We start from the raw sequence: 26,714 nt of genomic DNA, 5'->3' as shown, positions 1-26,714 counted from the left end.
AAGTTACGCCGACGTTAGCCACTCATTTACATAGCGAAGGGCAAGTTTCTGGCTATTGCCTTCGTGAGCAGTTCCTATAGTTGCACAGTAATAACCAGCACGTTGGTAAAGAACCGGCGGTTTATGTTGGGTGTACTTGTGTAACAGGCTTTGCAGCTCGGCAGGTGTGTTGGCACGGTCGATCAGGCCGTTTGCCACGTATCCGTAGTAGTCATCGGCAGCCGTCTGAGCACCAAAGCGGTAATAGATACTGACCAAGTTCAGTAAAGTAGCTTCGAGGTGAGTGGATGTGTCGGCGGCAATCAGCGCATCTTGTTTAAGCAGGAAAGCAAATACACTTTCCTCCCGGGCGCTGGAGAAACGCAGTTGTGGAAACCGCTGCCGCAGGGAGGCAAAATCACGCTGGTCGCCGGGGTGGGGGCGCAGTGTGAAAGTCAAGTCTGGGAAGGTGCTGAGTAGTTCAGTTACGGCTTCTTGAATGCCGGCGGTAGGATCAAGCAGGTTGGCCGCAATTCCCACCCGGCGGACGTGTAGCTCGGTATTCCGCTGGAACAGGTAAGCGTCGGCTTTGGGCATGCCCACCAGGCGCACCTCGCCAGAAATGGCTCCGCATTGAGCGTATTTGTCCAGGGCGTCCTGGCCTTCCAGCAAATTCAGGTTAAAACCCAGGGGCGGAAAAATGGTGCTGACGCTGGCGTGTTGAACGTAGGCTGTTGGAATGTTTTCGGCTTGGCAGGCCAGCAGCAAGGCTCTTGCGTCGTCGTTGTGGTCGTTGGCGAAAACCACGGCCCGTGGCCGATAGTGGCGCAGTGCCCGTCGGTATATTTCGTAGTACCCGATGGCGTTAAAAATCAGGTCGAAGAAACGCCACGCCGGCGCGCCCTCACGGCGCAGTAAACCGGCCAACACAAATGGAAATTGCCAGTAGTACAACAGCTTACGGCGTAGCGAAAGGCGGTTAACCACGTGGTTATATCGTCCGATTTGTTTGCTCTGGCCCGCCACCAGCACGGCATCGATTCGTTGGTCGCGCAGAAACTGCAAGGCCTCCACGTTGTTTTGACTCACTACGTACAGCCACACCGCGCCGTGCAGCTTCTCGGAGTTCCGAATGGGGCGGAACGCGTTACCTACCAGCCGGGCACCTGCGTAGCCCAGCACTTTTACCAAGCGCCGTAGGGGATTTGCGGGCGACACCGGATCCAGCACAGCAGCCGGCAAGGATACATACAGCGGACTGAAACGCAGCTGCAGCAGGTCGCGCGTGCGGGCAACCAAAGCCTGGAACATACGCGCTACAGAGAATCCCAGCTGAGGGGCGTGCCGGCGGCCAAGGCTGAGCGGGCGGGCTTGCCCAGCACCTGCTCAAAGTAGCGCGGGGGCAAACCGTCGCCGGGGCGCACCACGCGCAAGTTGGTTCGGGTAAATACTTCTCCCGCAGCAATATCCTGGGCGACATATACCGAGCGTTTGTATAGCCGGCTTTTTTCCTCGGCCCGCTGCACGCCGTATTGAATCTGACCCAGAGCCTGCCAGGCTCGTTCGGTTTCGGTAACCAACGACGCCACTTCAGCGGGCTCAAGCGAAAACGCGGAGTCTACGCCACCATCGGCGCGGTTTAGGGTAACGTGTTTTTCGATTACGCAGGCACCCAAGGCCACGGCTGCTACGGAAGCACCCACGCCCATGGTATGATCTGAAAGACCTACCAGGCAGTCGGGGTAAAGTTGTTGCAGGTGCGGGATGGTGCGCAGGTTGGTGTTTTGCGGCGTAGCAGGGTAGGTGCTGGTGCATTTAAGCAACACCAGCTCGCGGCAGCCGGCGGTACGCAACAGGTCTACGGCTTCGGCTACTTCGGAAAGTTTGCTGGCGCCGGTGCTCATAATAACGGGTTTACCTGTGGCTGCCACCCGCCGCAGCAAGGGCCAGTCGGTGTTTTCGAACGAGGCAATCTTGTATGCTGGCACATCGAGCGACTCCAGAAAATCGACAGCTGTTTCGTCGAAGGGCGAGCTAAAAGCGAGCATGCCGTGTTGCCGGGCCCGTTCGAATAACGGGGCGTGCCATTCCCACGGCGTATGGGCTTCTTCGTACAGCTCGTACAGCTCGCGCCCGTACCACAACGACGTAGGGTCGTCGATGCGGTGTGCGCCCCGCAGGGTCATGGTGTCGGCCGTATAGGTTTGCAGCTTTATGGCATGCGCCCCCGCTGCCGCTACGGCATCGATAATAGCTAAGCCGCGGTCGAGCGACTGGTTGTGGTTGCCGCTAAGCTCGGCAATGATAAAAGGCGGTTGGTTGGGGCCGATGGCTCGGTTGCCCAGCTGAAATTCAGCCATATAAGCAGGCGCAGGGCGCGGTGTAGGGTCAGAAAAACAAGGCCGGATTAGCTTCGGAAAACCCGGCTGCGCATGGCTTCGCGCACTTGCAGCCATTCACGCTGGAGTAAGGCCAAGCCCACCACATCCTTAAACACGCCATTCTTTCGGATGTGTTCACGAAAGTAGGCCTCGCGCCGAAAACCGAATTTTTCGTGCATGCTCACCACTTTGGCGTTGTCTACGAAAACCTCGCACAGCAGCTTGTTGAGCTTCAACTCGGTGAAGACGTACTCAAGCACCGCAAACTCCACTTTGGCTCCAATACCACTGCCGCGCACATTTTGCTCGCCAAGGTAAAAAGCCCAATAGCAGGATTGAAAAGCAGGATTGATGGCATAGAGGTTGGCTACGCCTACGTCACGTCCCTCGTGCGTTATGATCCAGTATTGCTTGCTGGCATCGGCGCTGATACTGGTAAACCAAGCTTCCTGTTGTTCCGCCGTAATGGGCTCCGCATGATACATGTATTGCGCCACGGCCTCGGAATTACGCCATTGGCGTACGGTTTCCAGATCCTGATGCTGCAACGGGCGAAGAATATCGGATGTCATGACAGATGAGCAAGAGCAAAATGGGCCCGGTGCAAAGGTAAAACAAACCGAGCCCGGCCGTTATGGCGGCACTATTAGGCAAGCAGCCTTCGGAATTCGCGCCGTAACGCATCGGGTGCCAAACGGGCTACGTACGGCTGCCGTAAGTTCGTTTGGTGAAATGCAAGTCCTTCCAGCAGTTGCTGTTCTAATTTTTTGGAATCAAGTTCGGTGAAGTTGCCCACGGAATACGCTTGCCGGTACGTATGCACGTAGTCGGCCAAGTGTTGTTGGTTTTCGACGTAATAGCCCGTTATAGCAGCGCAGCCCAGAACCAGCGTTTCAAGCAATACCGTACTGGCTGGGCAAATTACCGCGTCGTGGGCTTGCAGCAACTCCACCATAGCCGGTGCCGGTAGGTTTCTAACAACCGAAATCTGCACCGACGGCTGCTGGGCAATCAAGCGTTGCAAAGCCGTATCGTGCATAAAAGCGCCGCCCAGCACCACGCTTATGCGTTGGATAACGGCCGACTTTGCCAGGGCCTCAAGGCAGCGCACCGTCAACTGCTGTGGATCGGCCCCGCCAAAGCACACCACGACCGAATTGATGTGTTCTACTATGCTAGGTAGGTGGGCATGGGTGCGAAACGGCGCGCGTAGCAACGAAAAGGCCGGGCCGAGACAGAACCGCGTGGTGGGCAGTACCGTCTTGTAATGCTCTGGTGAAATTCCTGGAGCGTGGTTAATTATCAGGTCGGCCACGATGGGGGCGGCCAGCACGTCGTCTACCACCACCACTCGGCATCCGCTGCTGCGCACGGTTTCCTGGTAACGGCTGTCGAAGTGGTAACCGTCCAGCACGGCCACGTCGTTAGAATGTAAGTAGCCGGAAGCGAGCATCGCGGCTTCGGGCAAGCCAGTGGGGCCTTTAATGGCTAGGAGTTCAAAGCCTGCGTCGGTAATAAGCTGCGCCACGATTGGCGTAGGGTCACGAATGACGAACGCAAAGGCTTCAAACTCGGCCTTCACCATTTCGGCTAAGGCTAGTAGTCGCACCACGTGGCCCAGCCCAATTTGCGCATTGCCGTCGGCGCGCAGAACTAGTCGGGGAAGCATCACGGACTTACTTGTTGGTTGTGGCTGTTGATGGCCGGTAGCCAAGGGTACTGCCTGAGTAAGCCCTCTAATTGCAATAGACTGAAATTGAGAGGTAAGCTGGTGAATAGCGTTTGCAAAAGGGCGTAGTCACTGGGAAAATCTAGGGTGAGCCGTAGTTGACTCACTTTCTCCGGCAGCGCCAGCGTAAACGTTGCCGAACGGAACAATTCCGGATGCCGACGCAGGTAGGGCGTAACGTGTTCCCGCTCCTCGTGTTGCTGCGCCTGTGCCGCCGCTGTAGCCAGCGCCGTACGGTTAATAACTTCCGTATTTGTGCCCAAAGGCAAACCTGCCGTAAGGGTATAATCTAAGCCATTGGCAAGATGATGGGCTACGGCCAGTCCTACATAATGTGGATCCACGGCGGGGTTGTCGGCCGTCAGACGAACCACTACATCCAATTCAAACGCGACGGCAGCGCTGCAAAATCGATCCAATACATCGTGTTCTGAACCGCGAAAAACGACTGCTCCGGCTTCAGCGGCGGCAGCGGCCAGTACATCGTCCTGCGAAAGGGTGGTGGTAGCCACCACCACGGCGCTAATGCCCTTTGTGCAGCGTGCCCGGTTAATTACGTGGGCCAGCACGGTGGGGCCACTTGGTAAGGGCAGCGGCAACAAAGACTTGCCGGGCAGCCGGGTGGAGCCCATGCGGGCCTGAATTACCGCCCCCACGCGGGGAACTGGCTTTACCGAATGGTCCATCCGCCGTCTACTACTAAGTTATGCCCGGTCACGAAGTCGGCGGCTCGCGAGCTGAGAAAAACGAAAGCTCCTGCTAAATCTTCGGGCCGGCCAATGCGGCCGAGCGGAATACGCTGCTCTAGCTCGTGCATAAACCCCGGATGCTGCTGCACGGCAGCGCTGGGAAATGCCCCCGGCGACACGCAGTTAACCTGGATGTTTTCCTTCCCTAAGTACGAAGCAAAATAGCGCGTGAGCTGAATCACGCCGGCTTTGGCGGCCCCGTAATGCGGTGGGTTGGTAAACTGGGGAGTGGCTTCGTAAGCTGAAAAATCGGGAGCGACTACCCCGTACATCGATGCTACGTTGATGATTTTGCCGCCGCCCTGCTCGCGGAAATAGGGTAGCATCTCACGGATGCAGCGGTAAGCCGAGCCCAATCCACCATCAACACCAAAAGCAAAGTCTTCGTCGGTTAGGTTATCGGGTTGGCTGCCTCGGCTGTAAAGGGCGTTGTTAATGAGCACCGAAGGCAAGCCAAACATGGCGCGGGCACTGGCAAATGCTTCCTGTACTGAAGTGGTACTGGCCACGTCGCACACAACGAAGTGCAGATTCGGCTCAGGAGTATCGAAAACTTCCCGGAAGGCTTCTTCGCGTCGGCCCAGCACCACTACGGTAGCGCCATGGCCTAACAGGCCTCTCACAATGGCCCGGCCTAAATGGCCGTAGCCGCCGGTAATGAGCACTACGTTGCCGTGCAGGGAGAATAAATCGGCCATGGTAAAACCGGTTAACGCGTTGGGGGCCATGTGTAAGGCAGAATAAATTCTTCCGTTGGTTCGGCCATTGCTAAAAGTTGAGGGCGGAGCCGCTCGGCCGTGTCAGCATGGTTTGCAGTTGCTGCATTAGCCCGTAAGTTCTCGGCCGAATCGACGCCCACCACCACCCGCGCAACACCCGGCGTTTGGGCAGCAAACAGCAGCGGCAGGGCTTCGAAGGGCAAGTTGGCATCGGTAGCCAAGTGTTGTAAAGCCTGAAGCTTAGGGCGTAACGGTTCAAAAAAAACGGGCAGCGTAGCTAAATTCCGTAGCAGCAAGCCTTGCAAAAAAACGGAGCGCACGTGAACCTCAATGCCCCGGGCTGCCAGGTCGGGCAATAGGGGTATAAACCGTTGATCGAGTACGTTAAGTGGTACCTGCACCAGGTCAACCTCGGGAATATTTTCCAGCAGCCAACGTGCTTGTGCCGGATGGTACAACGATACCCCAATACGAGTTGCCAAGCCTGCCTGCCGGGCTGCCACCAACGTCTGCCATGCTGTCGGATGCTGCTGCAATCCATCGAAGCTATGGAAAAGGATGCCGTAGATATTCCGGCGGCGCAGTCGGTCCAGCGAATGACGTATCCGCTGAGAAACGTCTTCAGCCGGTCCCGCTGCCACTTTGGTTACCACCTGAAACGATTCACTTTGCCCTTCCAACAACTCGCCCAGTCGGGCTTCGCTGTCACCGTAAGCGGCCGCAGTGTCTAGCATCCCGATTCCGGCTTCGTGCGCAGCCCGCAGAATACTTTCAACTACAGCGGTAGTAGGCCGTCCGCTTTGGTTGTTTATGCCGTAATCGAGCCCGAATTGAGCCGTTCCCAAAGCCAGGCGCTGCACGAGGGAAAACGCCATTAGCCACGGTTAACAAATTCTACCACCGACTCTATCACATACTGCTGCTCCTCATCCGTAAGCGCCGGAAACATGGGCAGGCTCAAACAGTGGGCGTAGTAGTTTTCCGCATGCGGTAAGTCGCCGGTTTTCCAGCCCAGCTGCTGGTAATACGGCATGGTGTGAACCGGGATGTAGTGCACCTGCGCAAAAATCTGGCGGGTGCGCAGGAAGTCGTAGAGGCCACGGCGGTCGGCTGCCTGCACGATGTACAGATGGTAAGCGTGGCCTTCGTTTGCTCGTAACAACTCAATGCCGGGCACATTGGCAAAGGCCGTATCGTAGAGGGCAGCTATGGCCCGGCGGCGGTCCAGGCCTTCTTCGGCGCGCTTGAGCTGACTGATTCCGAGGGCACAGAGCATGTCGGGCATGCGGTAATTGTAGCCCAGGTCCTGCATTTCGTAGTACCAGCCGCCTTCGTCGGGGCGCGTGAGCTGGGCGGTGTCCTTGGTAATGCCGTGGGTACGCAGCAGTAGCAGTCGTTCGTACAGGTCGCGGCGGTTGGTGGTAATCATGCCGCCTTCGCCGGTGGCAATGTGCTTTACCGGGTGAAACGAGAAAATGGCCAGATCAGCCAGCTGCCCGCTGCCGCAGCGCTGCTCGTTGCCGTGGCTGTCGGTAAACGAGCCACCGGGGGCGTGGCACGCGTCTTCGATAATCCAGAGGCCAAACTCATCGGCTAGCTGCCGGGCTTCTTCCAGGTTAACCGGCAAGCCCGCAAAATCCACCGGAATCAGGCCGTGAAAAAAGCCTTTGGGGTGGCTTTCCAGCAAGCGGCGCACAGCTTTCAGATCAAGAAGGGCCGTGGCTGGGTCGATGTCGGCAAAGTGTACTTCGCCGCCGCAGTAACGCACGCAGTTGGCCGAAGCCGCAAACGTGATGGGGGAGGTGATGACGCGCTGGCCCGGCTGCACGTTCAGTGCCAAAGCACACAGGTGCAGCGCGGCTGTACCGTTGCTTACTGCCACCGCGTACTCGGCTCCAATGTAGCGGGCGAACTGCTGCTCGAACTCGGCTACCTGCGGTCCTTGCGTCAGAAAGTCGGAACGCAGCGTGCGGATTACGGCTTGCTCATCGGCTTCGGTGATGTGCTGACGGCCGTACGGAATGGGGCGGGTCGTGGAAGTGCTCATGCAACCTCAAAGATAGGCGCTCTGCTCCTTAGCAAAGAATGAGGCCGGAAACCCGTCTTGTTTACTTTCGATGTGCCGCATGAGCTACGCAGCAAGGCGGCTTACCTTGCGCCGGTTATTTCATGCTTTCCCTATGCGCATAGGCTTATTAATGGTTTTTATCAACCTGATCAGCTGGCTAACCACTGCGACTACTGCCACTGCGCAAGGCGTGTATTCACGGTGGGATTTTGGCTCCGAAGCGGCTCTGCACTTCGGTCCCGACTCGGTGCGCGCCCTCACCGACAGCCGTATTCAAGCCCCCGAAGCTTGCGCCACAGCCTGCGACGAGCAAGGAAACCTGCAGTTTTATGGTAACGCCGAACAGCTTTGGAACCGGCAGCATCAGCCCCTGCTGAACGGCCAGAATCTGGGCGGGAACAGTTCCGCGGCCCAAGGCTGCCTGATTGCGGCTAAACCCGGCCAGCCCGGCCGCTATTACGTTTTTACCCTCGACGCGTATGAAAACCGGTTGGCCAACCGCTTGCTTATGGCCGAGGTTGACATGGTCGGCGCGGGCGGGCTGGGGCAGGTGTTAAGCAAACAAGTGCCGGTGCTGCCCGATTCTATCCTGCGGCGTTTTAACACGCAAAATCTAGCCGAAGAAATGACCTTGGTGCGGCACGCCAACGGCCGCGACTACTGGCTGGTAACGCACCTGTATTACTCGAACGCCTTTGTGAGCGTGTTGCTGAGCGCCGGAATTACTCCCGGCAGCCGGTGCGTGGTAAGCGCGGTGGGCAGGCAAATCGGTTTTCCCGCCAGCTACCCGTACGCGGGCGGCGGCACCCTCACGGCTACCCGCACCGGCCGCCGAATAGCTTACACGTGGTCGGTCAGCGGAACCGAGCTGTTTGATTTCGATAACGCGACGGGCCACCTGAGCAACCCAATTCAGCTGGAAGTGCCTAGCAGTGCCACGCGCCCCAATCTGGGGCCCTACCATTACGGCGCAGCTTTTTCAGCCGATGACCGCCTGTTGTACACCTCGTTTGTACTGCCCTATAACGACCCGCTGGTCGACAACGTGTTCGTGGTGCAGTATTTCCTCACGCCCGTGGTTACCAGCGTGGCGCAGTCGGGCCTGGTGGTATACCGCTCTCCGCAACGGCCCACGCCTGCAGTTAGTCGCTTTGTGCGTGGTTTGCAGCGCGGCCCCGATGGGCTGATATATGCCTCGGTGGTGGGCAGCAACCGCCTCGATGTTATTCAGGCTCCCACGATGCGCGGCCCAATGTGCCAGTACACCGTGGGCGCACGGCCCCTGGCGGGCCGCGAGGCGCAGCAGAACTTGCCCGCTATGCCCAACGATGTGTTTCAGCCCACTCTCCGGCTGGCTTCGGCATCGTGTGGAGGCCTCGCCCGGCAGTTCCAAGTCAGCGGAACGGCATTGGGCATTGTCGGTGATACGCTGCGCTGGACGTTTGGCGACGGGGCCATCGAGCAAACTACCCAATCGAGCCTCACGCATGTGTATAGGCCCGGCACTTACACGGTTACGGTACAGGTAATCGGGCGTGGCCGGCCGCAAGCTACCGCAACGCTGCGCGTTACCGCCGAGCCGGGGCTGCAAATTTCATTGGGGCCGGATACTTCGCTGTGTGTCCGCTCCGATGTACGCCTCACGGCGGGCGCACAGCCGCCTGGCACTACCTACCGCTGGCAGGACGGTTCTACGGCGGCCGAATACCGCGCTACCTCTCCCGGAACGTACTGGCTGGAGCTGCGTACGCCCGCCGGCTGCACCGCCCGCGACACAATTACAATAACCGGTGAGCCTTGCCGCTATACCATTCCGAACGTGATAACCCCCAATGGGGACCAACGCAACGACTATTTCGTGTTAAAGGGAATGAAAACGGCCGAATGGCGGCTACGCGTGTACAACCGCTGGGGGCGTAGCGTGTACCAAGCCGAGCATTACGCTAACGATTGGCAAGCCGATGACCAACCCGCCGGCGTGTATTACTATGAGTTAACCAACTCCGTAACCGGCCAGCGCTTCAAAGGAACAATGGAAGTTATTCGGTAGCTACACGTGCAAAAACGGCAACGCCCGGCCGTTATGGTCGGGCGTTGCCGTCGAGCTGAAACAAGCGTGCTTAAGCTTCAAATGTGGGGTCCACGTGCTGGCGTATTTCTTCGCGCAGCTGCTCGGCGCTCAGCCATTCCTCGTTGTTAGCGGAGTTGTAGTGAAAGCCCAGCGGCATGCGTGTGCCGTTGAAATGCCGCACGAACTCGTCTACGTCCCAGCGCGGGGTGGCGGGAAGTATAACGTAATAGCGGCTCAGCTCCACGGTGCTCAGCGCGTCGGTTTCGGTAATCATTTCCTCGTGCAGCTTTTCGCCCGGACGGATGCCCACAATTTCCTGGCGGCATTCGGGGCCGATGGCTTCGGCCAACTCGGTAATGCGGTAGCTAGGGATTTTGGGTACGAAAATTTCCCCGCCCCAGGAATGCTCCAACGCGTACAGCACCAGGTCCACGCCTTCCTCCAGCGAAATATTGAACCGGGTCATGTCGGGGTGGGTGATGGGCAGGACACCCGAAGCGCGCCGCTGCATGAAAAACGGCACGACCGAGCCGCGGGAGCCGATTACGTTGCCGTAGCGCACCACCGAAAAGCGCAAATCACGCGAGCCTTTCATGTTGTTGGCGGCCACAAACAGTTTGTCGGAGCAGAGCTTGGTGGCGCCGTACAGGTTAATGGGCGCGGCAGCTTTATCGGTGCTCAGGGCTACCACGTCTTTCACGCCGCAGTCCAGGGCTGCGTTAATCACGTTTTCAGCCCCGAAGATGTTGGTCTTAATGCACTCCATCGGGTTGTACTCGGCGGCGGGCACTTGCTTAAGGGCGGCGGCGTGTACAATCACATCAATGCCTTCGCAAGCGCGCTTCATGCGCTCCGGGTCGCGCACGTCACCTATGAAGTAGCGCATAGCGGGGTATTTCTCCGTGGAGAATTCCTGCGCCATTTCGTATTGCTTCAGCTCGTCGCGGGAATACACCACAAGGCGTTTCACCTGCGGAAACTTTTCGAAAACCGACCGCACGAACTGCTTGCCGAAGGAACCGGTACCGCCGGTAACGAGAATAGACTTGTGGTTAAGGTCGAGAGCCATGCCAGGGGAAAAGGGCCCAGCATCGGGGCCGGGTAAAAGACAAAATTAGGGAATAGGCGCGGGCTTTACGCTGGCAAACCGCAAGCGGGCGTTTTAGCACGGGGCTCAGCTGCGAATCAGCCGCTTAAGTCGCTCGGTAAGTGCGCGACGAGAATAGCGGGCGTGGCTTACCGCAGGCAAGTCCAGATTCGGATTCTGCTGCCAGGCCGCCACTAACTGATCCAAATGCTCCTGCATGGCTGCCGTGGCCTCGTAAGGCAGAACCCGGCCCGCTTGGTTTTCCTCCAGAATGTGGTCGGCATCGGAGCCTGCCGGACCGATGCAGATAATGGGCTTATTAGCCGCGAGGTATTCGAAGATCTTGCCCGGCAGAATGCCGAAGTTGTGCGGCACATCGGGAATGGCCAACAGCAGCGCAGTGGTGTTCAACAGGTAGCCGATGGACTCGTCGTGGGGCACAAAGGGTACAACTTCTGTGTAAGCAGTAAGTCCGGTTTCAGCCAGCTGCTGCTCAATTTCCCGCGCCACGCGGCCCACAAACCGCAGCCGCAAGGGTACCGCGGGGTGGCGCTGAATGCAGGCAACAACTTCGCGCAGAAACGGGCCCACGTGGTACTGACCCGTAATGGTGCCCACGTAGGTAATGAGCAGCTTATTGGTGGGCGGGAGAGAAGGAGCGCCGAAGTCGGCTTCGTCGTAGCCGTTGGGCAGCACCGCAAACTTGCTGGCGGGCAGCTCGGGTACTTTGCCCAGCAGAAGGCGGCGCGTGTCGGCGCTGGTGGTAATTACGGCATCGGCGGCGGCCAGCACCTGCCGCTCGTAGCGGGCATCGAGCCAGCGGGCGGGGGCGGTGCGCATCAGCGCCTGCGTGTAGTAAATGTCGGTCCAAGGGTCCCGCATATCGGCCAGCCAGCGCAGCTTGTGCCGCCGTTTCAATTCCAGACCAATGAGCTGAGTTGAATGGGGCGGCGACGACGTCAGCACGGCATCGAACTGCTCACCGGCTTGCAGGAGCTGCTCCACAGCGCGTAGCACGTGACGGTTCCAGCCGCGGCGGGGGTCGGGCAGAAAAAGGTTGCCACGTACGAACCGAGCCGCCCGCTGCGCCAGGGAAGGCCGGCCTTCGTTGGCAAAACCTCCGTGCGGAATGGGGCGGTTGGTGAGTTTCTGGTACGCCGCAAAGGGCTCGGAGGTACTGGTGCGAATCACGCGCACGCCCGGCGGAATGTCGGCGGCCAGGGAGTTATCCAGCACCGGGTAAGCGGCCTGGGCGGGGTCTACGGTAATAACCGTAGGCTCCACGCCCAGTGCGGGCAAGTGCTTTACCCACTTCAGGCAGCGTTGCACGCCGGCCCCGCCCGAAGGCGGCCAGTAATAGGTAATAACAAGCAAACGCAGCGGAGCAGCGGACACGGGTAAGCGGAAAAAATGCGGCGGAAATACGAAAGTAAAGCCTTGAACCGGCTTTCGGGGTTTTGTGGCTATTTTTGTGCTTCGTACGCGGCCGTGTTCCTTTGTCTTGCCAGGCAGAGGTCAGGAAGCGAAGCAGATGCGCTTTAACGCGTTCCGTTTCCCATTAGTGGCCCGCGTACCCAGATATTAGCCTTCAGCACCGCCATGTTTGATAATTTAAGTACCAAGCTCGACCGCGCCTTTAAAACCCTGAAAGGCCAGGGCAGCATCACCGAAATCAATGTAGCCTCCACGGTTAAGGAAATCCGCCGCGCTTTGGTGGACGCCGACGTGAACTACAAGGTGGCCAAGGAAGTCACCGACAAGATCAAGGACGAGGCCATGGGCCGCGACGTGCTGACTGCCGTTTCGCCGGGCCAGCTGATGGTCAAGATCGTGTACGACGAGCTGACCGAGCTGATGGGCGGCGAGAAGAAGGACATCGTTATCAAAGGCGACCCGGCCGTGGTGCTGCTCTCGGGCCTGCAGGGCTCGGGTAAAACTACCTTCGCTGGCAAGCTGGCTTCCTACATTAAGAAGCAAAACCGCACCGTTCTGCTCGTGGCTTGCGACGTGTACCGTCCGGCCGCTATCGACCAGCTGAAGGTGCTGGGCGAACAGATTGGAGTGGAAGTGTACTCGGAGCCGGAAAACAAAAACCCGGTTTCTATTTCGCAGAACGCCCTCGAGCACGCCCGCAAAAACAACAAGAAGGTAGTCATCATTGACACCGCCGGCCGTTTGGCCGTCGACGAGCAGATGATGCGCGAGATTGAGGCCGTTAAAAAGGCCATCAATCCGTCGGAAACGCTGTTCGTAGTGGACTCCATGACCGGCCAAGACGCCGTAAACACCGCCAAGACCTTCAACGACCGGCTGAACTTCGATGGCGTGGTGCTGACCAAGCTCGACGGCGACGCCCGCGGCGGTGCGGCCCTGTCCATTCGGGCCGTGGTGGAGAAGCCCATCAAGTTCATCTCGACGGGCGAGAAGATGGAGGCCCTCGACCTTTTCTACCCCGACCGCATGGCCCAGCGCATCCTGGGCATGGGCGACGTTATTTCGCTGGTAGAGCGCGCCCAGCAGCAGTTCGACGAGGACGAAGCCAAGCGCATCAACGCCAAAATCCGCAAGAACCAGTTCAACTTCGACGACTTCCTCTCTCAGCTGGAGCAAATCAAGAAGATGGGCAACCTGAAGGACTTGGTTGGCATGATTCCCGGTATGGGTAAGGCCATGAAGGACGTGGAAATCGACGACGACGCGTTCAAGCCCATCGAGGCCATCATCAAGAGCATGACCCCACAGGAGCGCGCCAACCCCGATTTGCTGAACGGCAGCCGCCGCAAGCGCCTCGCGGCCGGTTCGGGCCAGGGCATTCAGCAGGTAAACAACCTGATGAAGCAGTTCGATGAGATGCGCAAAATGATGCGCACCATGAACAAGATGAGCCAGACCAAGGGTGGCATGGCTCAAATGGCCAAGATGATGGGCGGCGGTTTGCGCCGGTAGTTAATCTCGAAGGCACTAACAAAAGCCCGGCCGCTGCAAAGCGGCCGGGCTTTTGTCTTTCTGTCATCCTGAGCGCAGCGAAGGACCTCACCACCGCTGAACGTGTCGTCGCTACGATGGTCGGCCTTGCGTAAGAAGGTCCTTCACTGCGCTCAGGATGACGGTTGCTTAAAAAGCAGCCTAGTACTCTGTTTTGCCTTCCTTGGCTTCCCAAGCCTGAAAACCGGCCAAGGCTTCGTCGCGCAGCAACTGCGTCATCGGGATGCTGCGGTTGGGGAGAGGCTGCTCGATTTCGTCGTAAATGAACTGGTCATCGAAGCCGATGGCGGCGGCGTCCTGCTTGGTGTTGCCATAAAACACGCGGCGCGGGCGGGCCCAATAAATGGCGCCGAGGCACATGGGGCACGGTTCGCAGCTGGTGTACAGGTCGCAGTCGGAGAGCTGGAAGGTGCCTAGCTCCTTGCAGGCTTTGCGAATGGCATCGACTTCGGCGTGGCAAGTGGGGTCGTTGGTGCTGGTAACCTGGTTGAAGCCGCGGGCAATGACCTGGCCGTCTTTCACGATAACGGCGCCAAAAGGGCCACCGTGACCGGCTTGCATTTTTTCGACCGAGAGGCGAATGGCCTCACGCATGAATTCGGGGTTGGGAGTTTCCATGGGAATAGGGGTAGGGCGCAAAAATACGAGGATGGCGGGCAACCGTTGGGGTGGGGCTGCCGAACAGGTAATAACATTTAGCCGCATGGCTTGTAGTTGGTAAAGCCCTTCGGGTAGCTTGGTCATTGCCTTGGTTACCAAGGGTTACTTACAACAAACACAACCAAAACCATTCCTTCAACCTCTTAACCACTTGTACTGATGATTACACTTCGTACTCTTTGGCGCGGCCGTTTGTTGATGGCTTTGTTGCTGCTTAGCCTTGGTGCCCACGCCGACCACTTGCGTCCGCATTTATTGCTTGGTGCCCGTTTGGAAGGGGCTCAGGAAGTGCCGGCGGTTTCCACGGCCGCTCGCGGTGTTGCCAGTTTTACTTTCAATAATACCCGCGACACGCTTTTCATCACCGCCGCATTCAACGGCTTGAGCGGCCCCATCACCGGCGCGCACGTGCACGACGGCGCCCGGGGCGTAAATGGCCCTGTTATTACCAACCTGGGCCAATTTGTGCGCAACAACAACCGCCTGCAGGGTTTCCTGACCGGCGCCGATATCGACCGCGCCAAAATCAGCAAGTACCTGCGGGGCGAGTACTACATTAACGTACACACGGCGGCCAACCCCGGCGGTGAAATTCGCGGGCAGATTGAAATCGAAACCGACGAGGAATATGTGGCCACGCTTAGCGGTGCCCAGGAGGTGCCAGCCGTGAACACCCCGGCCACGGGGCTGGGCTCTTTTAACCTCAGCCAAGACCGCAGCCTGCTTAAGTTTCGGGTGGTGTTTTCGGGCTTGAGCGGCCCTGTAACCGTTGCGCACTTTCACAACGCCGCCGCCGGCACCAACGGTCCGGTGATTGTAGACCTGGGCCCGTTTCTGAGCGGTAACGTAATCGAAGGACAGATTACACCAACTCCGGCGTTCCACACGGCGCTGGCTGCCGGCCAGATTTACATTAACGTGCACACGGCTGCTAACCCGGGCGGAGAAATCCGCGGGCAGTTGCTGGTTTCCCTCCGCTCGTTGGTGCACGATGCCCGCCTCGATGGCAGTCAAATGGTGCCGGCCGTAACCACTAATGCCAAGGCCGTGGCGGTATTGCGCCTGAATACCACCTTCGACACGCTGCGGGTTGCGGTATCGCACACGGGCCTGAGCGGGGCTCCTGCAACGTTGCAGATATACGCTGGCGAAGTGGGGCAAGCCAACACCCCGGCAAACCTGATTGGTACAGCAACTCTTCCTGCCGGGCTTTCCAATACGTTTAGCTTTAATTTGTTGAGTCTGAATACCGGGTTGGTTAACCAGTTTCTGCGCGGCGGCGCCAACCTGGTATTTACTACCGCAGCTAATCCCACTGGCGAAATTCGCGGTCAGGTGTACCGCCTAGCCCGCGAAGGCTACACGTTCTCCCTGAACGGTCAGCAGGAAGCCCCCAACCCAGTTACTACTGCCGGGTACGGAGCCGGTTTTGTGTCCATCGACCGTGACCAGTCGAACGCGTCCTTCGCAATGGTGTGGGGCGGCCTCAGTGGCCCCGTTACCGTGGGGCATTTTCACGTCGGGCTTCTGCGCCAGTCGGGGCCAGTGGTGTTTGATCTTGCGCCTTTCTTCAACAACGCCACCAACGCCGTTGCGGCCGAAGGTTTCTGGAACCCCACCAACGCGGCGCCCAACGCCACCCGTCCGTTCACGCTGCGCCGCTCCACGCAATTCCGGCGCGACAGCATGTATGTGAACATCCATACAGCCGCCAACCCCGGCGGCGAAATACGCGGGCAAGTGTTCCGGGGCGCACGCAACCTTAGCCGCGTTTTGGCTGCCCAGCCCGCTGCCATAGTGGCTGAATCGTTTAGCGCTTTCCCTAATCCGGCCCAAAACCGAATGCAATTGCAGTTCGAAAGCCGCTTGGCCGGTGCCGCCCAAGTACAGGTTACCGACTTACTGGGAAGAAAAATAACTGCGCAAGAAATGCGCGTGCAACCTGGCACCAATAACTTGACTCTTCCTGTTGATTACCTGAAAATGGGAATCTATTTTGTGTCAGTGGAAGTTTCTGGCACGAAGATTGTTTCCAAATTCTCGAAAGAATAGTTTTTTAGGTGTTTTGGTTGTGGAAAAGAGGATGGGCACTGCTCATCCTTTTTTTATGCGCTTTTTCCGGAATAGGTCAAATTATAAATACTTAAGCCATAAAACTGCTGTGTAGTCGACTTACGACTATTCGACCTGGGCTTTCTGCTTTTTTCGGTATGCCGAGCCTATTGAGTAAAAGCTGATGAATGGCACAGCACAAACGAGCAAAGCCGTCCACTTTTGTAATTGTGTATCCAAGAAGGGCAACCACCACGACTGATTTTTCAAGGCAGCACTAGCGGCGCCTCCCAAAGCAATCAGCAGAGCTTCTGTTAGGCGGAAAAGGAAAGTGTTGGTGAAAAACACTCGCATTACGTTCCTCTATAAGGTCTTGTTGGGAGGCAATAAGCAGGTTCGCCGCTAAGCTACCCAGGTTTGCCCATTACAGCTTAGTGGACAATGCGCAGAATGTATTCAGTGGATGCACCTTCGGCCTGCTCGGGGCGGAAGGCGCCTACGCGGCTCGGACCATAGCCCAGGTTAACTTTCACCCACTCGTCGCGGGCAGGTAGCAAGTCCATAATTTCCTGGCGGAGGGTATGCAGCAGGTCTTGTAGGTTACTGACTTTATTCTGCATCTCATCGGCCGATTGGTCGAGGCTGCCGGTTGCGGGGCGCTGCTCGAACCCGCCGGCTTCCTGGCCGGTATCGGCGTGGCCAGAGAGGGAGTGGGCATCCACGGTTGCTTTGCGCAGTTCTTCCTCCGTTTCGAGGTACGCTTTTACTTTTTCTTCGAGAGGCAGCAGAGCAGGGTCGAGGTAGTCGAGGTTAGTGGCCATTGCGCAAAAGGGTAAACGAGAACTAACTCAACGGAATGGGACGCTCGAAAGATGCACTCGGATATGGTTTAACCGCGTGGAGCGGCTGTTTCCGGTTCGGCAGTTGGCTTATTACGACGGCACCGTTCGCTGCAATACATTACCTCATCCCAACAGTTGCGCCATTTGTGTCGGTACTCAAAGGGGCGCCCGCATGTGCGGCACAGTTTGCTGGGCAATTGGCCTTTAACTAAACGGGAGGGAAGAGAGGCAGCGGCCATGCAAACGAGAATCGGGGAGCCTATGGGTGCGTATAACCGCTGGCTAGGCTGGTTGGTTGCAGCCCTTTACTGCCTCCATTGCCCGGTCTGCTCTATCTTCGGTTATGTCTTCTGCCCCCGCCATTCATCCCGACCCCGTCGGCCACGCCCTCCTCGACTACCAGAAAGGCCAGACCACCGGCCTGCTTACCGTGCACAGCAATGTTACCGAAGACGAAGAACTGGCCGTTGACTACTTCTTCCGAACCCTTTGGGAAATGCCCGAGCTGGAGCGCATGGCCCTCGACGAATGCCGCGGCCGGGTGCTCGATTTGGGCGCTGGAGCCGGTTGTCATTCCCTAGAGCTGCAGCAGCGCGGCTTCACCGTAAAGGCTGTCGATGAGTCGGTTGGGGCAGTGGCTACCATGCAGCAGCGCGGAGTACAGGAAGTGGCCTGCCACGACGTACTGCACCTGCCCGCGCCCGATGGACAGCCCTTCGATACGCTTCTCATGCTCATGAACGGCCTCGGCCTTGTGGGCTCCCTCGAAGGGTTAGAGCAGTTTCTGGAACGAGTGAAAACGCAGCTCGCACCCAATGGCCAGATTCTGGCTACCAGCAGCGACATCAGCTACCTGTTTGAAGACGAAGACGGCGCCCTCGTCATCAACCTAAATGGGCCGTACTACGGTGAAGTGGAGTACCAGTTCGGCTACCAAAAGCAAGTAGGCAAGTCCTTTGGCTGGCTCTTCGCCGATCCTTCCATCGTGCAGGATTACGCTGAAGCCGCCGGGTACGACGTGGAATTTCTGGGCGAAGACGATCAGCAACAGTTTCTGGTGCGCTTAACCCTGCGCAGCTAACCCTGCATATTCACCTCCGCTAAGCGCTGCTAACAGCTCCGTAAAAGGCGTCAGACCTACTGCCATTATGCCCTACACCAAGCAATACCCCGTCCGGTGGGCCGACCTCGACCCCAATGGCCATATGCGCCACTCCGCCTACAACGACTACGCTGCTCAGCACCGCCTCGACTACCTCCACGACCACGGTTTTCCGCTACCCAAATTCGCGCTGCTGGGCATCGGCCCCATCCTGTTCCGCGAAGAAACCCGCTTCCTGAAGGAAATTAGTCCCAACGAAACCATTACGGTGGGCGCCCAATTAGCTGGCCACAGCCCCGATGGCAGCCGCTGGCGCATTGTACATACCATTTACAAAGCCGATGGCCGGGAAGCCGCCATTGTGACCGTAGACGGCGCATGGCTGGATTTGCGCCTGCGCAAACTGGCCGTTCCACCGCCCGAATTGGCCGAAGCCCTCAGCACGTTAGACCGGCACAGTTCCTTTGAAATCATTGAGCGCCGTTCTTCAGGGGAAATCAGCGGCTAAGCCGGCATGGAAACCGGAGGCAGACTCTTGCTGATGCGCGTCAGCTGCTGCTGGTGGTGCAGTACGTGGTCGAGCATGAAGTCTAGGGTTTGCTGAATGGTGAGCATGCCCACCCGCGGGTGCTTGAAAATAGCTTTGCTCATCAATCGGCTCGGGTACTCGTTCAGCAACTGCTCCAACGTCCGGCGCGAAGACGCCCACTGCTGGCGCAACTCAGACATGGGCGGAATTCCCGCTCCTTCGGCAGGAGAAAGTTGCGCCAAACGCTGCGGAGCCCGGAATTTCAGGCCCGGTACCCGCAGCAGTATGCGCAACAGCAAGGCCCGCAGCCGCCCTTTCAGACTGACTTTGCGCAGGCCTTCTTCTTGCAGCAACTTCTGCTGTATGTATTGCTCGATGCCTTGCTCTGCCACCAATAAATGGTGCACCACATGGGCCGCCGACCATTGGCCCGCCGCTGGCACCTCGTGCGAACGGGCGCCCAATGCTTCGGCCGCCCGCAGCAATTTTTCCGTTGCTAGTTCAAGCTGTTCGAAACGAATGTTTAAGCGGTGGTTCATGGCGGGGAACAGTTTGCGAAACAAGGCTGTCAAAAGGTACTGAAAAACCTGCAGTGGGGTCTTCGTTGCCGGTTTCCTTGCCAGACGGAAGCGCATTGCATACATCGGGCGCAGGGCATAGCCATTTACGCAAAACGCCCCGGAGCAAGATGCTGCGGGGCGTTTTCGGTAATCGGGTAAGCCTGTATTAACGGTACAGCACCGCTTTTACGGCCTTAATGGTGCGGGGCACGTTTGGCAGGGCCGCATCAATAAGCGTGGGGGCGTAGGGCAGGGGCACGTCGGCGTTGGTTACGCGATGCACCGGCGCGTCGAGGTAATCGAAGGCGTAGCGCTGCACGTTGTAGGCCAGCTCCGAGCTGATGCTGGCCAGCGGCCAGGCTTCCTCCACCACCACCATGCGGTTGGTTTTCTTTACCGATTCCACGAGCGTGCCGTAGTCGATGGGGCGAACCGAACGCAGGTCGATTACTTCGGCTTCGATGCCTTCTTTGGCCAGCTCGTCGGCGGCGCTGAGGGCAATTTTCATCATTTTGCCGAACGACACGATGGTAACGTTTTTACCCTCGCGCACTACGTTGGCTTTGTCCAGCGGCAAGGTGTATTCCTCCTCCGGCACTTCGCCTTTGTCGCCGTACATCAGCTCCGATTCCATGAAAATCACCGGATCTGGGTCACGGATGGCCGATTTCAGCAAGCCCTTGGCGTCGTAAGGCGTGGAAGGCACCACTACTTTCAAGCCGGGGGTGTTGGCGTACCAGTTCTCGAAGTTCTGCGAGTGTTGCGACGACAGCATGCCGGCGTTGCCGGTAGGCCCGCGGAACACGATGGGGCAGGTGTACTGCCCGCCCGACATCGACATGATTTTGGCAGCGGAGTTAATCACCTGGTCGATGGCCACCAACGAAAAGTTGAAGGTCATGAACTCGATGATGGGCCGCAGGCCGTTCACGGCTGCACCCACGCCAATGCCGGCAAAGCCCAGCTCGGCAATGGGGGTGTCGATAACGCGCTCGGCGCCGAATTCGTCGAGCATGCCTTGGCTCACTTTGTAGGCGCCGTTGTATTCGGCAACCTCTTCGCCCATCAGGAATACGCTCGGGTCGCGGCGCATTTCTTCAGACATGGCTTCGCGCAGGGCTTCCCGGAATTGGATCGTCCGCATTGGTAGGATGTTGGTTCGGAAAAAGTCGGAGGGACAGTAAAAGGCCAGTTCACGGAATGAACCGGCTCGTAAAGCTACAACCCTAGGCGGGAGTGGGCAAATGCTGGCTGGGAAGAGTATTTCCCCAAACGTTTGCGGTAAAATGTCCGGCTGAACCAAGCCGCACGCGTTACGCTACAGCTTCTCTAAACTGGGCTCCTCTAGCGCCTGTAACACCCGGTATTTTTTATCACCGCAGTTAAGCCAAACTCCATCTCGGCAGCTCCTGCAAAATGGATACAGCCCTTACTGATTGCTAGCATTACTTCACAATCTTTTACCGCAACGCTTCGACAAACATCTTGCTGCTGGCGTAGCTCCGAAACTCCAGATCCTCCACAGCTTTCTGGGCGTAAGCACGGTCTAGCTGCACGGCGCGGCGCAGGTACTGGCCCACGTCGCCTTCGCGCTGGGCACGGGCGGCGGCCACGGCCAGGCTGTAGTAGGCCATGGGGTCATTGGGCTTGATGGTTAATGCCTCCTGGTAAATTTCAGCGGCGCCGTCGTAGTTTTCCTTCATCAGGTAAATGAGGGCGCGGTTCATGGTGTTCTGGTAGTTTTTAGCACCGAAGGAAAGGCTGCGCAGTGCATCGTCGGGTTGCCCAATTTCGATTTCCAGCGCGGCTTTATCGGCGAAAATCTTTTCCAGCACCGGGCGCGGACCACCGAGCTTTACGGCGTAATCGTAATTCTGCAGGGCTTCTAACCGGTCGCCGGCCCGGTGGTAGGCATCGGCTACGTGGTAGAACATTTGGGCCGTGGGGTTGCGATGCGCGGCCAGGGTGAAGTTAGTAGCGGCGCGGCGCAGGTAGGCTTTCCGCACTTTGTCGCTCACTTCTTTGTCGGAGCGTTCCAGCAGAATAACGGCCAGGTTATAGTACGACTGCCAATTGCCAGTGGTGGCCACTGACGTTTCGTAGATGCGCTGCTTTTCGGCCAAGAGCGGCGTGAGGGTGGCGGAGTAGCGCAGCTCTTCAGGGGTGAGGGCGTCGGCTTCGAGTTCCTTCTCCACGATCTTCTTCGAGAGCAGGTAGATTTCCGAGTCGAAGCGTTTGGGCGCTGAATACACCACGGCCACCGTGCCAAAGCGCATGACGGGGTAAATGTATTGCTCCAGATAATCGAAGTAAGAAAGCTTGTGCAGCTGCTTTTCCTTCTGCGCCCAGGTACCCCGTGCGTCGTTGATGATACTCACCACCGAGTCCTGTTGCTCGGGTTTGAGGGCCGACGCGGCCACTTTAGTCAGAAATAAGTCCCAGCGCCGGTGGTAGGCCTGGGTTTCGAACTTCACCGAGTTTAGGGAGTTCAGGTAAGAATCGGTGTCGAGGCGCTTCTTATAGTATTTGGCCAGGGCCTGCACGCGCTTGTCGGCCAGGCGGGCGTCGCGCGAGTCGATGGAATCGGGGGAGTGGCCCGCCACGATAATGACCTTCTGGGTGCGCTGGTTGGCCTCAATGAATTCTTCCAGCGCGGCAACGTTCGTGCCTAGGTAGTTGCGGATGGCGTGCTGGCCCTGATCGAAGAAAAACGGCAGCACCCGTGTGCCGCCCTGGGCCAGCTCGGCGGTGGCGGGCAGCAGCTCCACGGGTTCCGATTCGCGCACTACCAGCCGACTGGTAATAACGATGCCGCGGGCCAGAAGCTGCTCTTTTTCGGCTTTTAGCACTTTCCCGCCCGGTTTGAGGCGCCGTACCTGCGGCCGGGCTACCAACAAGCCAGGGTTTTTACGCGGCTCGTAGGGAAAAGAAATCGGCTGCTTGATTACGAGCAGGTTGCGGTCCTGCTCGTCGTACACGAACTCTCCGGAAAGAAACCGGAGGGTGCGCACGGTGTCCTCGCGCAGGTCGTTTTGGTAGCGGTACCGCAGCGGCAACTCGTACACGTAGCCTTTCCTGAGGTGCTTGGCCGGTACCTTTACGGTGAGTTCGGCCAGCACATTGTCGCCGTTGGCTTCCAATACGGGCGGGCGCATCGCAATTTGCTGGCCTTCTTGCGCAACCCGGAGCATGCGTGGCAGCGTACAAGCCGAGAGCGAGGCTACCGCGCAGGCGGCGAGCAGACGAAAAGTAGCGACGGACGGTAGACTCATGCAGCGAAATTCAGACGATAAAACCAGCCCCCTAAACGCAAATTGCCGTAGTTTGGACGTGCGTTGAATAGGAGAGCCGGAGAAAAATGCTTGACGAACGGTCTTTAATACCTTATCTTTTCAGCTAAACTGTACTGACCCTCACCCCGCCATGAAACGCATTACCGACTACATCGAGAAGCAAAGCTTTGGCGTTTGCAGCACGTTGGGCGACCGGCTGGGCTTTTCCACCAGCAGCGTACGACTGTCTTTTGTGTACGCTTCGTTCTTTACGTTTGGCTCGCCCATCGTATTGTATTTCGCGTTAGCCTTCTGGATGAACGTGCGCCGCGCCATGCGCCGGCAGCGCAGCACGGTGTGGGATTTGTAGCAGCAATTGTGCTGTGCGTTTTCTATTGCCTGGGGCTTGGCTCCGGGCTTTTTTGTTTCACGGCCGCAGCAGACTGCGGGGCACCGTTGCTCGGCAGGTTCAGCTTGGAGAAAGTTTTAAAGCCACGGGCGAAATAGGCCCATACCAGGCTGCCGTTGTACACGCCGGGCCGCTCGTGGGTGCGTAAACGCGGATTTGCCAGAAGCCGCCGCTCGCGCCAATAACGACGTTTTTGCCAGAGGTTCCAGTGCGCCCGCAGGACTGCCCTGGCATCGGCCGGGCTGCTTTTGACCAGAAATTGAAGCGCGGCAACCCAATCCAGCAGAACCCGGGCTGCCAGCGTACCCGGCAACTCGGCAGCGGCGGTGTTTTTGTAAACCAGCGCTAAGCCGTTATGGAAGTTTAGGTAGGTTTTCCGGGGGTTGGATTTGTGTAGCGTGCCGCCGCCCACGTGGTACACCGTGCTGCCGCCGTGGTACCATACCTCGCTGCCCGCGTTCCAGAGCTGCCAGCACAGGTCGATTTCTTCCATGTGGGCAAAAAAGGCGGGTTCCAGGCCCCCTCGGGCCCGCCAGGATTCGGCCCGTACAAACATGCAGGCGCCGGTGGCCCAGGCTACAGGTAGCGGGTCGTTGTACTGGCCGTGGTCGGTTTCGAGGGTATCGAAGAGGCGGCCGCGGCAGAAGGGGTAGCCCAAACGGTCGAGGTAGCCGCCAGCGGCACCCGCGTACTCAAACTGGTTTTTGTGGGCGTGGGCCAGAATTTTCGGCTGTGCGGCGGCAATGCGCGGATTGCTTTCCAGCAGCTGATGCAAGGGCCGGAGCCAGCCGGGGGTAACCTCCACGTCGGAGTTCAACAGTACGTAGTAGCGGTAGGCCGGCAGCTGACGAAGGGCGTGGTTGTAGCCCTCGCAAAAGCCCATATTTTCGGCATGACGCAGCACTTGTACCTGCGGGTACCGAGCCACGAGCCACGCCACCGAGTCATCGGTGGAAGCGTTATCGGCAACGACGATGGCGGCGCCGTCGGAGTGGGCCAGCACGGTGGGCAGAAACTGCTCCAGCCAGTGCCGGCCGTTCCAATTCAAAATAACCACGGCCACGTCGGCAGCAACGGAGCCTTGCTGTGCGGTGCTAGATGCCAAATCCGCCTAAATCGAGTCCGGGAATATTGGGCAACAGGCCCGCTGTGCGCTGCTTGAGGTGCTCTTTGCCTTTTTCACCGGCTTCGTCGAGCACTTTGTTTACGGCCGCCACTACCAGATCAGCCAGCATGTCGCGGTCCTGGGGGGTAAGCAAGGATTCGTCTATTTCCAGTTTTAACAGTTGACGTTGGCCGTTGGCCGTGGCCCGCACCAAACCGCCGCCGGCCTCGGCTGTGGCCGTAATGGTATGTAGTTCGGACTGAGCTTGCTTTACTTTTTCCTGCAGCTCTTTCACGCGGCCCATCATGCCCATCATATCAAACATAAGCGAAGTCTTTTAGAGGAGAAAATATTACCGGGCAGATGTGACCCAGGGTGTCTTCGTTGCTTTGGGAAGCAAGTCAGGAAGGGCAAAAATACGGGTAAGGACGCAGTTCCGGTTGGCTGCTGGTCAAGACCAGCAATTGGAGTTAACGCAGCAGGGTAACCGTGCCCCGTTGGGTTACGCGGCGGCCGGTCTCATCCAACACGTCTACCTGGTACGAAAACACCTGCGGCGCCGCCTGAATGCCGTTGATTCGTCCGTCCCAGCCTTGGTTGCGCTCGGTACCCCGAAACACCACCACGCCGTTGCGGTCGTAAATCGTGAAAGTGAGGTTGGTGAGAAACAAGCCTTTCACGGTCAGGATATCGTTGTTGCCGTCGCCGTTTGGGGTAAAGGCCGTGGGTACCACAATACGCACCGTTCGTTGCACCTGAGCCACGTTGCTGAATACTTTAGTGCCGGTACCGGCCGCCGTGGCTTCCAGGCGGTAACGCAGGATTTGTGGGTCGGAGGGGCGTGCGGAAACTACGAAATCGGTAGCTGTGGCGGGTAATGGGGTGCCGACCAGCTCGCGGCCCTGCGCATCGATCAACAGCAGGCGGTAGGTCCAGCCGCTGCCTTGGCCGGTAGGCGCACTCCAGCGCAGCTGAATGTCGTTGCCGTCGCGGTCGGAGCTTCGGGCTTCAAGCACGGGCGGGCAAACCGCTGGGCCGGGGGCCGACAGCGTTCCGCACGGGTCACGAAACCGCCCGGTGTAACACGGCACCTGCGCCAGCGAAACCGCACCGGGTTGGTCCAGAAAAGGCGCACGTCGGCCAAGTGCTACATCCTGGGGGGCGCTGCCGCCCAGCGTGCGTTGCACCAGCAGCCGGTCGGCGGTATCGCGGGCAGGGCGCAGGAAGGCCAGCTCTACGGAGTTAGTTAGTGTAAACGAGGCCGTGAGCTGCGGACTTACAGGCGGTGAAGTAGCGACGGTGGTAGCTGTTTTTTCATCGGACACAGAGGTGGCAGAGCCTACCTTGGCCACCACCCGGTAACGGTAGCTGCGCCCGCAGGTCACCAGCGAATCGGTGTAGGCGGTTACGCCCGGTCCCACGCTGGCCAGCAGTTGATCGTCGCGGCGAATGTCAAAGCCGCTCAGGGCGCTACCGCCCGGCACGTTCCACGTTAACTCCGTCCGTCGGTTGCCGGCCGTGGCCGTGAGGCTTACCGGGCACAACGCGTCGGATGTGAAGAGGGCGTCGCCGCAGGCGTCGCGGAGCTGAAGCGTGTAGCAGCTGCTCAGGGCTCCGTTGGTAAGTGTAAACGAGGGTGCGACGGGCACCGTGGCTACCGCGGTAGTGCCTTGCAGCAGCTGGTAGGTGAATTGGGGCTGCAGGCCCGGGGCCGCAAACGTGAATTCCAGGTTTGTGCCGCGCACCTGCAGCTGTTGCAAAACTGGTCGTTGCGGTGCGGTGGTAGGGATTGGCTGCGCGCTGGAAGCCGATTCGCACTGGGCGAAATCCGTATAGTTGGCGAATACGGTGAGTGTGGTAGCGCCATTAGTTGGGTAAATCCCGCCATCGGGCGTGCCAGCACTGCGCGGGCCGTTGCCAATTTGCACGAAGTACTGCACGCCGGATTGGGGCGGAATACGTACCTGCACCCGGTCGCGCCCTACACCGCAGCTGTTGAGAGTAAGGGGCGGTATGGTAGGCCGGGGCCGAACCTGAAACTCACGGACGAAAAGTACTCCTCCCGCGGCGTTATTGGGTTTAGGGGTAAGTTGGTGAATGCGTACTGTGCCGGCCGGTTGATTGGCCGGAATGACCAAAGTGTTGGTAGCGTCCGATGGCAGAAAGCTGAAAGCTGGGAAACAGGTGGTGCCGTCGGTCAGCTTGTAGTATACCTGCAGAGGGTCCAGCGTACGGCCGCTGGCATCGCGCAGCTCAACGGTTGTGCCGGGACACAGAAATGGCAGTTCTTGGGTGGTGTTTGGGATGAAAACGCGGAAGTTGGGCGTTACGCCGGGCTCAGGCGGGTAACTGCATTGCGCCTGCGCCTTCGGCAGAACCAGCATTTCCACCATTAGCAGCCAAACCAGGAGCGCA

Annotated in this window: 25 protein-coding genes; 6 read left to right on the top strand and 19 right to left on the bottom strand. The window is 58.4% G+C overall.

Features of this window, described 5'->3' with window-relative positions; translation table 11 throughout:
• Window positions 1–3 precede the first annotated feature (3 nt).
• The 8 genes from ABD903_RS17240 to pseC all read right to left on the bottom strand — a co-directional run bounded on the left by ABD903_RS17240 (window position 4) and on the right by pseC (window position 7,604).
• A complete protein-coding gene (locus ABD903_RS17240) occupies window positions 4–1,290 on the bottom strand; it encodes a glycosyltransferase family protein (protein WP_345226352.1) in 1,287 nt (428 codons plus the stop codon).
• Between the two features lie 5 nt (window positions 1,291–1,295).
• Window positions 1,296–2,339: a pseudaminic acid synthase gene (gene pseI, locus ABD903_RS17235; RefSeq protein WP_345226350.1), complete on the bottom strand. Its 1,044-nt coding sequence runs from the start codon at window positions 2,337–2,339 to the stop codon at window positions 1,296–1,298.
• A 47-nt stretch (window positions 2,340–2,386) separates the two neighbouring features.
• Entirely contained in the window at window positions 2,387–2,932 is a 546-nt protein-coding gene (gene pseH / locus ABD903_RS17230) for a UDP-4-amino-4,6-dideoxy-N-acetyl-beta-L-altrosamine N-acetyltransferase (protein WP_345226349.1), read from the bottom strand.
• Between the two features lie 74 nt (window positions 2,933–3,006).
• On the bottom strand, window positions 3,007–4,029 hold the full coding sequence (gene pseG / locus ABD903_RS17225) for a UDP-2,4-diacetamido-2,4,6-trideoxy-beta-L-altropyranose hydrolase (RefSeq protein ID WP_345226347.1): 1,023 nt from the start codon (window positions 4,027–4,029) through the stop codon (window positions 3,007–3,009).
• A complete protein-coding gene (locus tag ABD903_RS17220; RefSeq protein ID WP_345226345.1) occupies window positions 4,029–4,775 on the bottom strand; it encodes a cytidylyltransferase domain-containing protein in 747 nt (248 codons plus the stop codon). Before ABD903_RS17220 ends, pseG begins: the two co-directional genes overlap by 1 nt.
• The gene (locus tag ABD903_RS17215) at window positions 4,760–5,536 is read right to left on the bottom strand and encodes an SDR family oxidoreductase (protein ID WP_345226343.1); all 777 of its coding nucleotides are present in this window, start codon (window positions 5,534–5,536) and stop codon (window positions 4,760–4,762) included. Before ABD903_RS17215 ends, ABD903_RS17220 begins: the two co-directional genes overlap by 16 nt.
• 11 nt (window positions 5,537–5,547) lie before the next feature.
• Window positions 5,548–6,432: an aldo/keto reductase gene (locus ABD903_RS17210; protein WP_345226341.1), complete on the bottom strand. Its 885-nt coding sequence runs from the start codon at window positions 6,430–6,432 to the stop codon at window positions 5,548–5,550.
• The gene (gene pseC / locus ABD903_RS17205; protein WP_345226340.1) at window positions 6,432–7,604 is read right to left on the bottom strand and encodes a UDP-4-amino-4,6-dideoxy-N-acetyl-beta-L-altrosamine transaminase; all 1,173 of its coding nucleotides are present in this window, start codon (window positions 7,602–7,604) and stop codon (window positions 6,432–6,434) included. The genes ABD903_RS17210 and pseC overlap by 1 nt, the downstream gene beginning before the upstream one ends.
• 133 nt (window positions 7,605–7,737) lie before the next feature.
• On the opposite strand from pseC, the gene ABD903_RS17200 reads away from it, so the two are divergent.
• Window positions 7,738–9,675 (top strand): T9SS type B sorting domain-containing protein, encoded by a 1,938-nt coding sequence (locus tag ABD903_RS17200; RefSeq protein ID WP_345226339.1) that lies wholly within the window; start codon window positions 7,738–7,740, stop codon window positions 9,673–9,675.
• Window positions 9,676–9,745: 70 nt separating this feature from the next.
• On the opposite strand, the gene pseB is transcribed toward ABD903_RS17200, so the two are convergent.
• Both pseB and ABD903_RS17190 read right to left on the bottom strand, forming a co-directional pair.
• Window positions 9,746–10,765 carry a UDP-N-acetylglucosamine 4,6-dehydratase (inverting) gene (gene pseB / locus ABD903_RS17195; protein ID WP_345226338.1) on the bottom strand — a complete coding sequence of 340 codons (1,020 nt, stop codon included), beginning with the start codon at window positions 10,763–10,765 and terminating at the stop codon, window positions 9,746–9,748.
• A 105-nt stretch (window positions 10,766–10,870) separates the two neighbouring features.
• A complete protein-coding gene (locus ABD903_RS17190; protein ID WP_345226336.1) occupies window positions 10,871–12,178 on the bottom strand; it encodes a glycosyltransferase family 4 protein in 1,308 nt (435 codons plus the stop codon).
• Window positions 12,179–12,382: 204 nt separating this feature from the next.
• Here ABD903_RS17190 and ffh point away from each other — a divergent pair, with 204 nt between their 5' ends.
• On the top strand, window positions 12,383–13,729 hold the full coding sequence (ffh, locus tag ABD903_RS17185; RefSeq protein ID WP_345226334.1) for a signal recognition particle protein: 1,347 nt from the start codon (window positions 12,383–12,385) through the stop codon (window positions 13,727–13,729).
• Window positions 13,730–13,909: 180 nt separating this feature from the next.
• Here ffh and ABD903_RS17180 read toward each other — a convergent pair whose 3' ends face one another.
• The gene (locus ABD903_RS17180) at window positions 13,910–14,386 is read right to left on the bottom strand and encodes a nucleoside deaminase (protein WP_345226332.1); all 477 of its coding nucleotides are present in this window, start codon (window positions 14,384–14,386) and stop codon (window positions 13,910–13,912) included.
• Window positions 14,387–14,587: 201 nt separating this feature from the next.
• Here ABD903_RS17180 and ABD903_RS17175 point away from each other — a divergent pair, with 201 nt between their 5' ends.
• Window positions 14,588–16,480, top strand: a complete 1,893-nt coding sequence (locus ABD903_RS17175) for a CHRD domain-containing protein (protein ID WP_345226330.1) — start codon at window positions 14,588–14,590, stop codon at window positions 16,478–16,480.
• Between the two features lie 431 nt (window positions 16,481–16,911).
• Here ABD903_RS17175 and ABD903_RS17170 read toward each other — a convergent pair whose 3' ends face one another.
• Both ABD903_RS17170 and ABD903_RS17165 read right to left on the bottom strand, forming a co-directional pair.
• Window positions 16,912–17,301: a hypothetical protein gene (locus tag ABD903_RS17170; protein WP_345226329.1), complete on the bottom strand. Its 390-nt coding sequence runs from the start codon at window positions 17,299–17,301 to the stop codon at window positions 16,912–16,914.
• Between the two features lie 68 nt (window positions 17,302–17,369).
• Entirely contained in the window at window positions 17,370–17,561 is a 192-nt protein-coding gene (locus ABD903_RS17165; protein WP_345226327.1) for a DUF2256 domain-containing protein, read from the bottom strand.
• 104 nt (window positions 17,562–17,665) lie between these two features.
• Here ABD903_RS17165 and ABD903_RS17160 point away from each other — a divergent pair, with 104 nt between their 5' ends.
• Window positions 17,666–18,403 (top strand): class I SAM-dependent methyltransferase, encoded by a 738-nt coding sequence (locus tag ABD903_RS17160; RefSeq protein WP_345226326.1) that lies wholly within the window; start codon window positions 17,666–17,668, stop codon window positions 18,401–18,403.
• A gap of 67 nt (window positions 18,404–18,470) precedes the next feature.
• A complete protein-coding gene (locus tag ABD903_RS17155; protein WP_345226323.1) occupies window positions 18,471–18,932 on the top strand; it encodes an acyl-CoA thioesterase in 462 nt (153 codons plus the stop codon).
• On the opposite strand, the gene ABD903_RS17150 is transcribed toward ABD903_RS17155, so the two are convergent.
• The 3 genes from ABD903_RS17150 to ABD903_RS17140 all read right to left on the bottom strand — a co-directional run bounded on the left by ABD903_RS17150 (window position 18,929) and on the right by ABD903_RS17140 (window position 22,785).
• Window positions 18,929–19,492 (bottom strand): DinB family protein, encoded by a 564-nt coding sequence (locus tag ABD903_RS17150; protein ID WP_345226322.1) that lies wholly within the window; start codon window positions 19,490–19,492, stop codon window positions 18,929–18,931. The genes ABD903_RS17155 and ABD903_RS17150 overlap by 4 nt on opposite strands.
• Before the next feature lie 187 nt (window positions 19,493–19,679).
• Window positions 19,680–20,657 (bottom strand): pyruvate dehydrogenase complex E1 component subunit beta, encoded by a 978-nt coding sequence (locus ABD903_RS17145; protein ID WP_345226320.1) that lies wholly within the window; start codon window positions 20,655–20,657, stop codon window positions 19,680–19,682.
• A 316-nt stretch (window positions 20,658–20,973) separates the two neighbouring features.
• Window positions 20,974–22,785 carry a tetratricopeptide repeat protein gene (locus ABD903_RS17140; protein ID WP_345226318.1) on the bottom strand — a complete coding sequence of 604 codons (1,812 nt, stop codon included), beginning with the start codon at window positions 22,783–22,785 and terminating at the stop codon, window positions 20,974–20,976.
• A gap of 151 nt (window positions 22,786–22,936) precedes the next feature.
• On the opposite strand from ABD903_RS17140, the gene ABD903_RS17135 reads away from it, so the two are divergent.
• Window positions 22,937–23,155, top strand: a complete 219-nt coding sequence (locus ABD903_RS17135; protein WP_345226316.1) for a PspC domain-containing protein — start codon at window positions 22,937–22,939, stop codon at window positions 23,153–23,155.
• Between the two features lie 22 nt (window positions 23,156–23,177).
• Here ABD903_RS17135 and ABD903_RS17130 read toward each other — a convergent pair whose 3' ends face one another.
• The 3 genes from ABD903_RS17130 to ABD903_RS17120 all read right to left on the bottom strand — a co-directional run bounded on the left by ABD903_RS17130 (window position 23,178) and on the right by ABD903_RS17120 (window position 26,683).
• The gene (locus tag ABD903_RS17130) at window positions 23,178–24,299 is read right to left on the bottom strand and encodes a glycosyltransferase family 2 protein (RefSeq protein WP_345226314.1); all 1,122 of its coding nucleotides are present in this window, start codon (window positions 24,297–24,299) and stop codon (window positions 23,178–23,180) included.
• Window positions 24,289–24,624, bottom strand: a complete 336-nt coding sequence (locus tag ABD903_RS17125; protein ID WP_345226312.1) for a YbaB/EbfC family nucleoid-associated protein — start codon at window positions 24,622–24,624, stop codon at window positions 24,289–24,291. The genes ABD903_RS17130 and ABD903_RS17125 overlap by 11 nt, the downstream gene beginning before the upstream one ends.
• A 145-nt stretch (window positions 24,625–24,769) precedes the next feature.
• Window positions 24,770–26,683 carry a T9SS type B sorting domain-containing protein gene (locus ABD903_RS17120; RefSeq protein ID WP_345226311.1) on the bottom strand — a complete coding sequence of 638 codons (1,914 nt, stop codon included), beginning with the start codon at window positions 26,681–26,683 and terminating at the stop codon, window positions 24,770–24,772.
• Window positions 26,684–26,714: the final 31 nt, after the last annotated feature.

It is taken from the genome of Hymenobacter koreensis (genome assembly GCF_039541855.1).
Taxonomy (GTDB): Bacteria; Bacteroidota; Bacteroidia; order Cytophagales; family Hymenobacteraceae; genus Solirubrum; species Solirubrum koreensis.
This window is presented reverse-complemented; position numbering and strand designations above follow the sequence as displayed.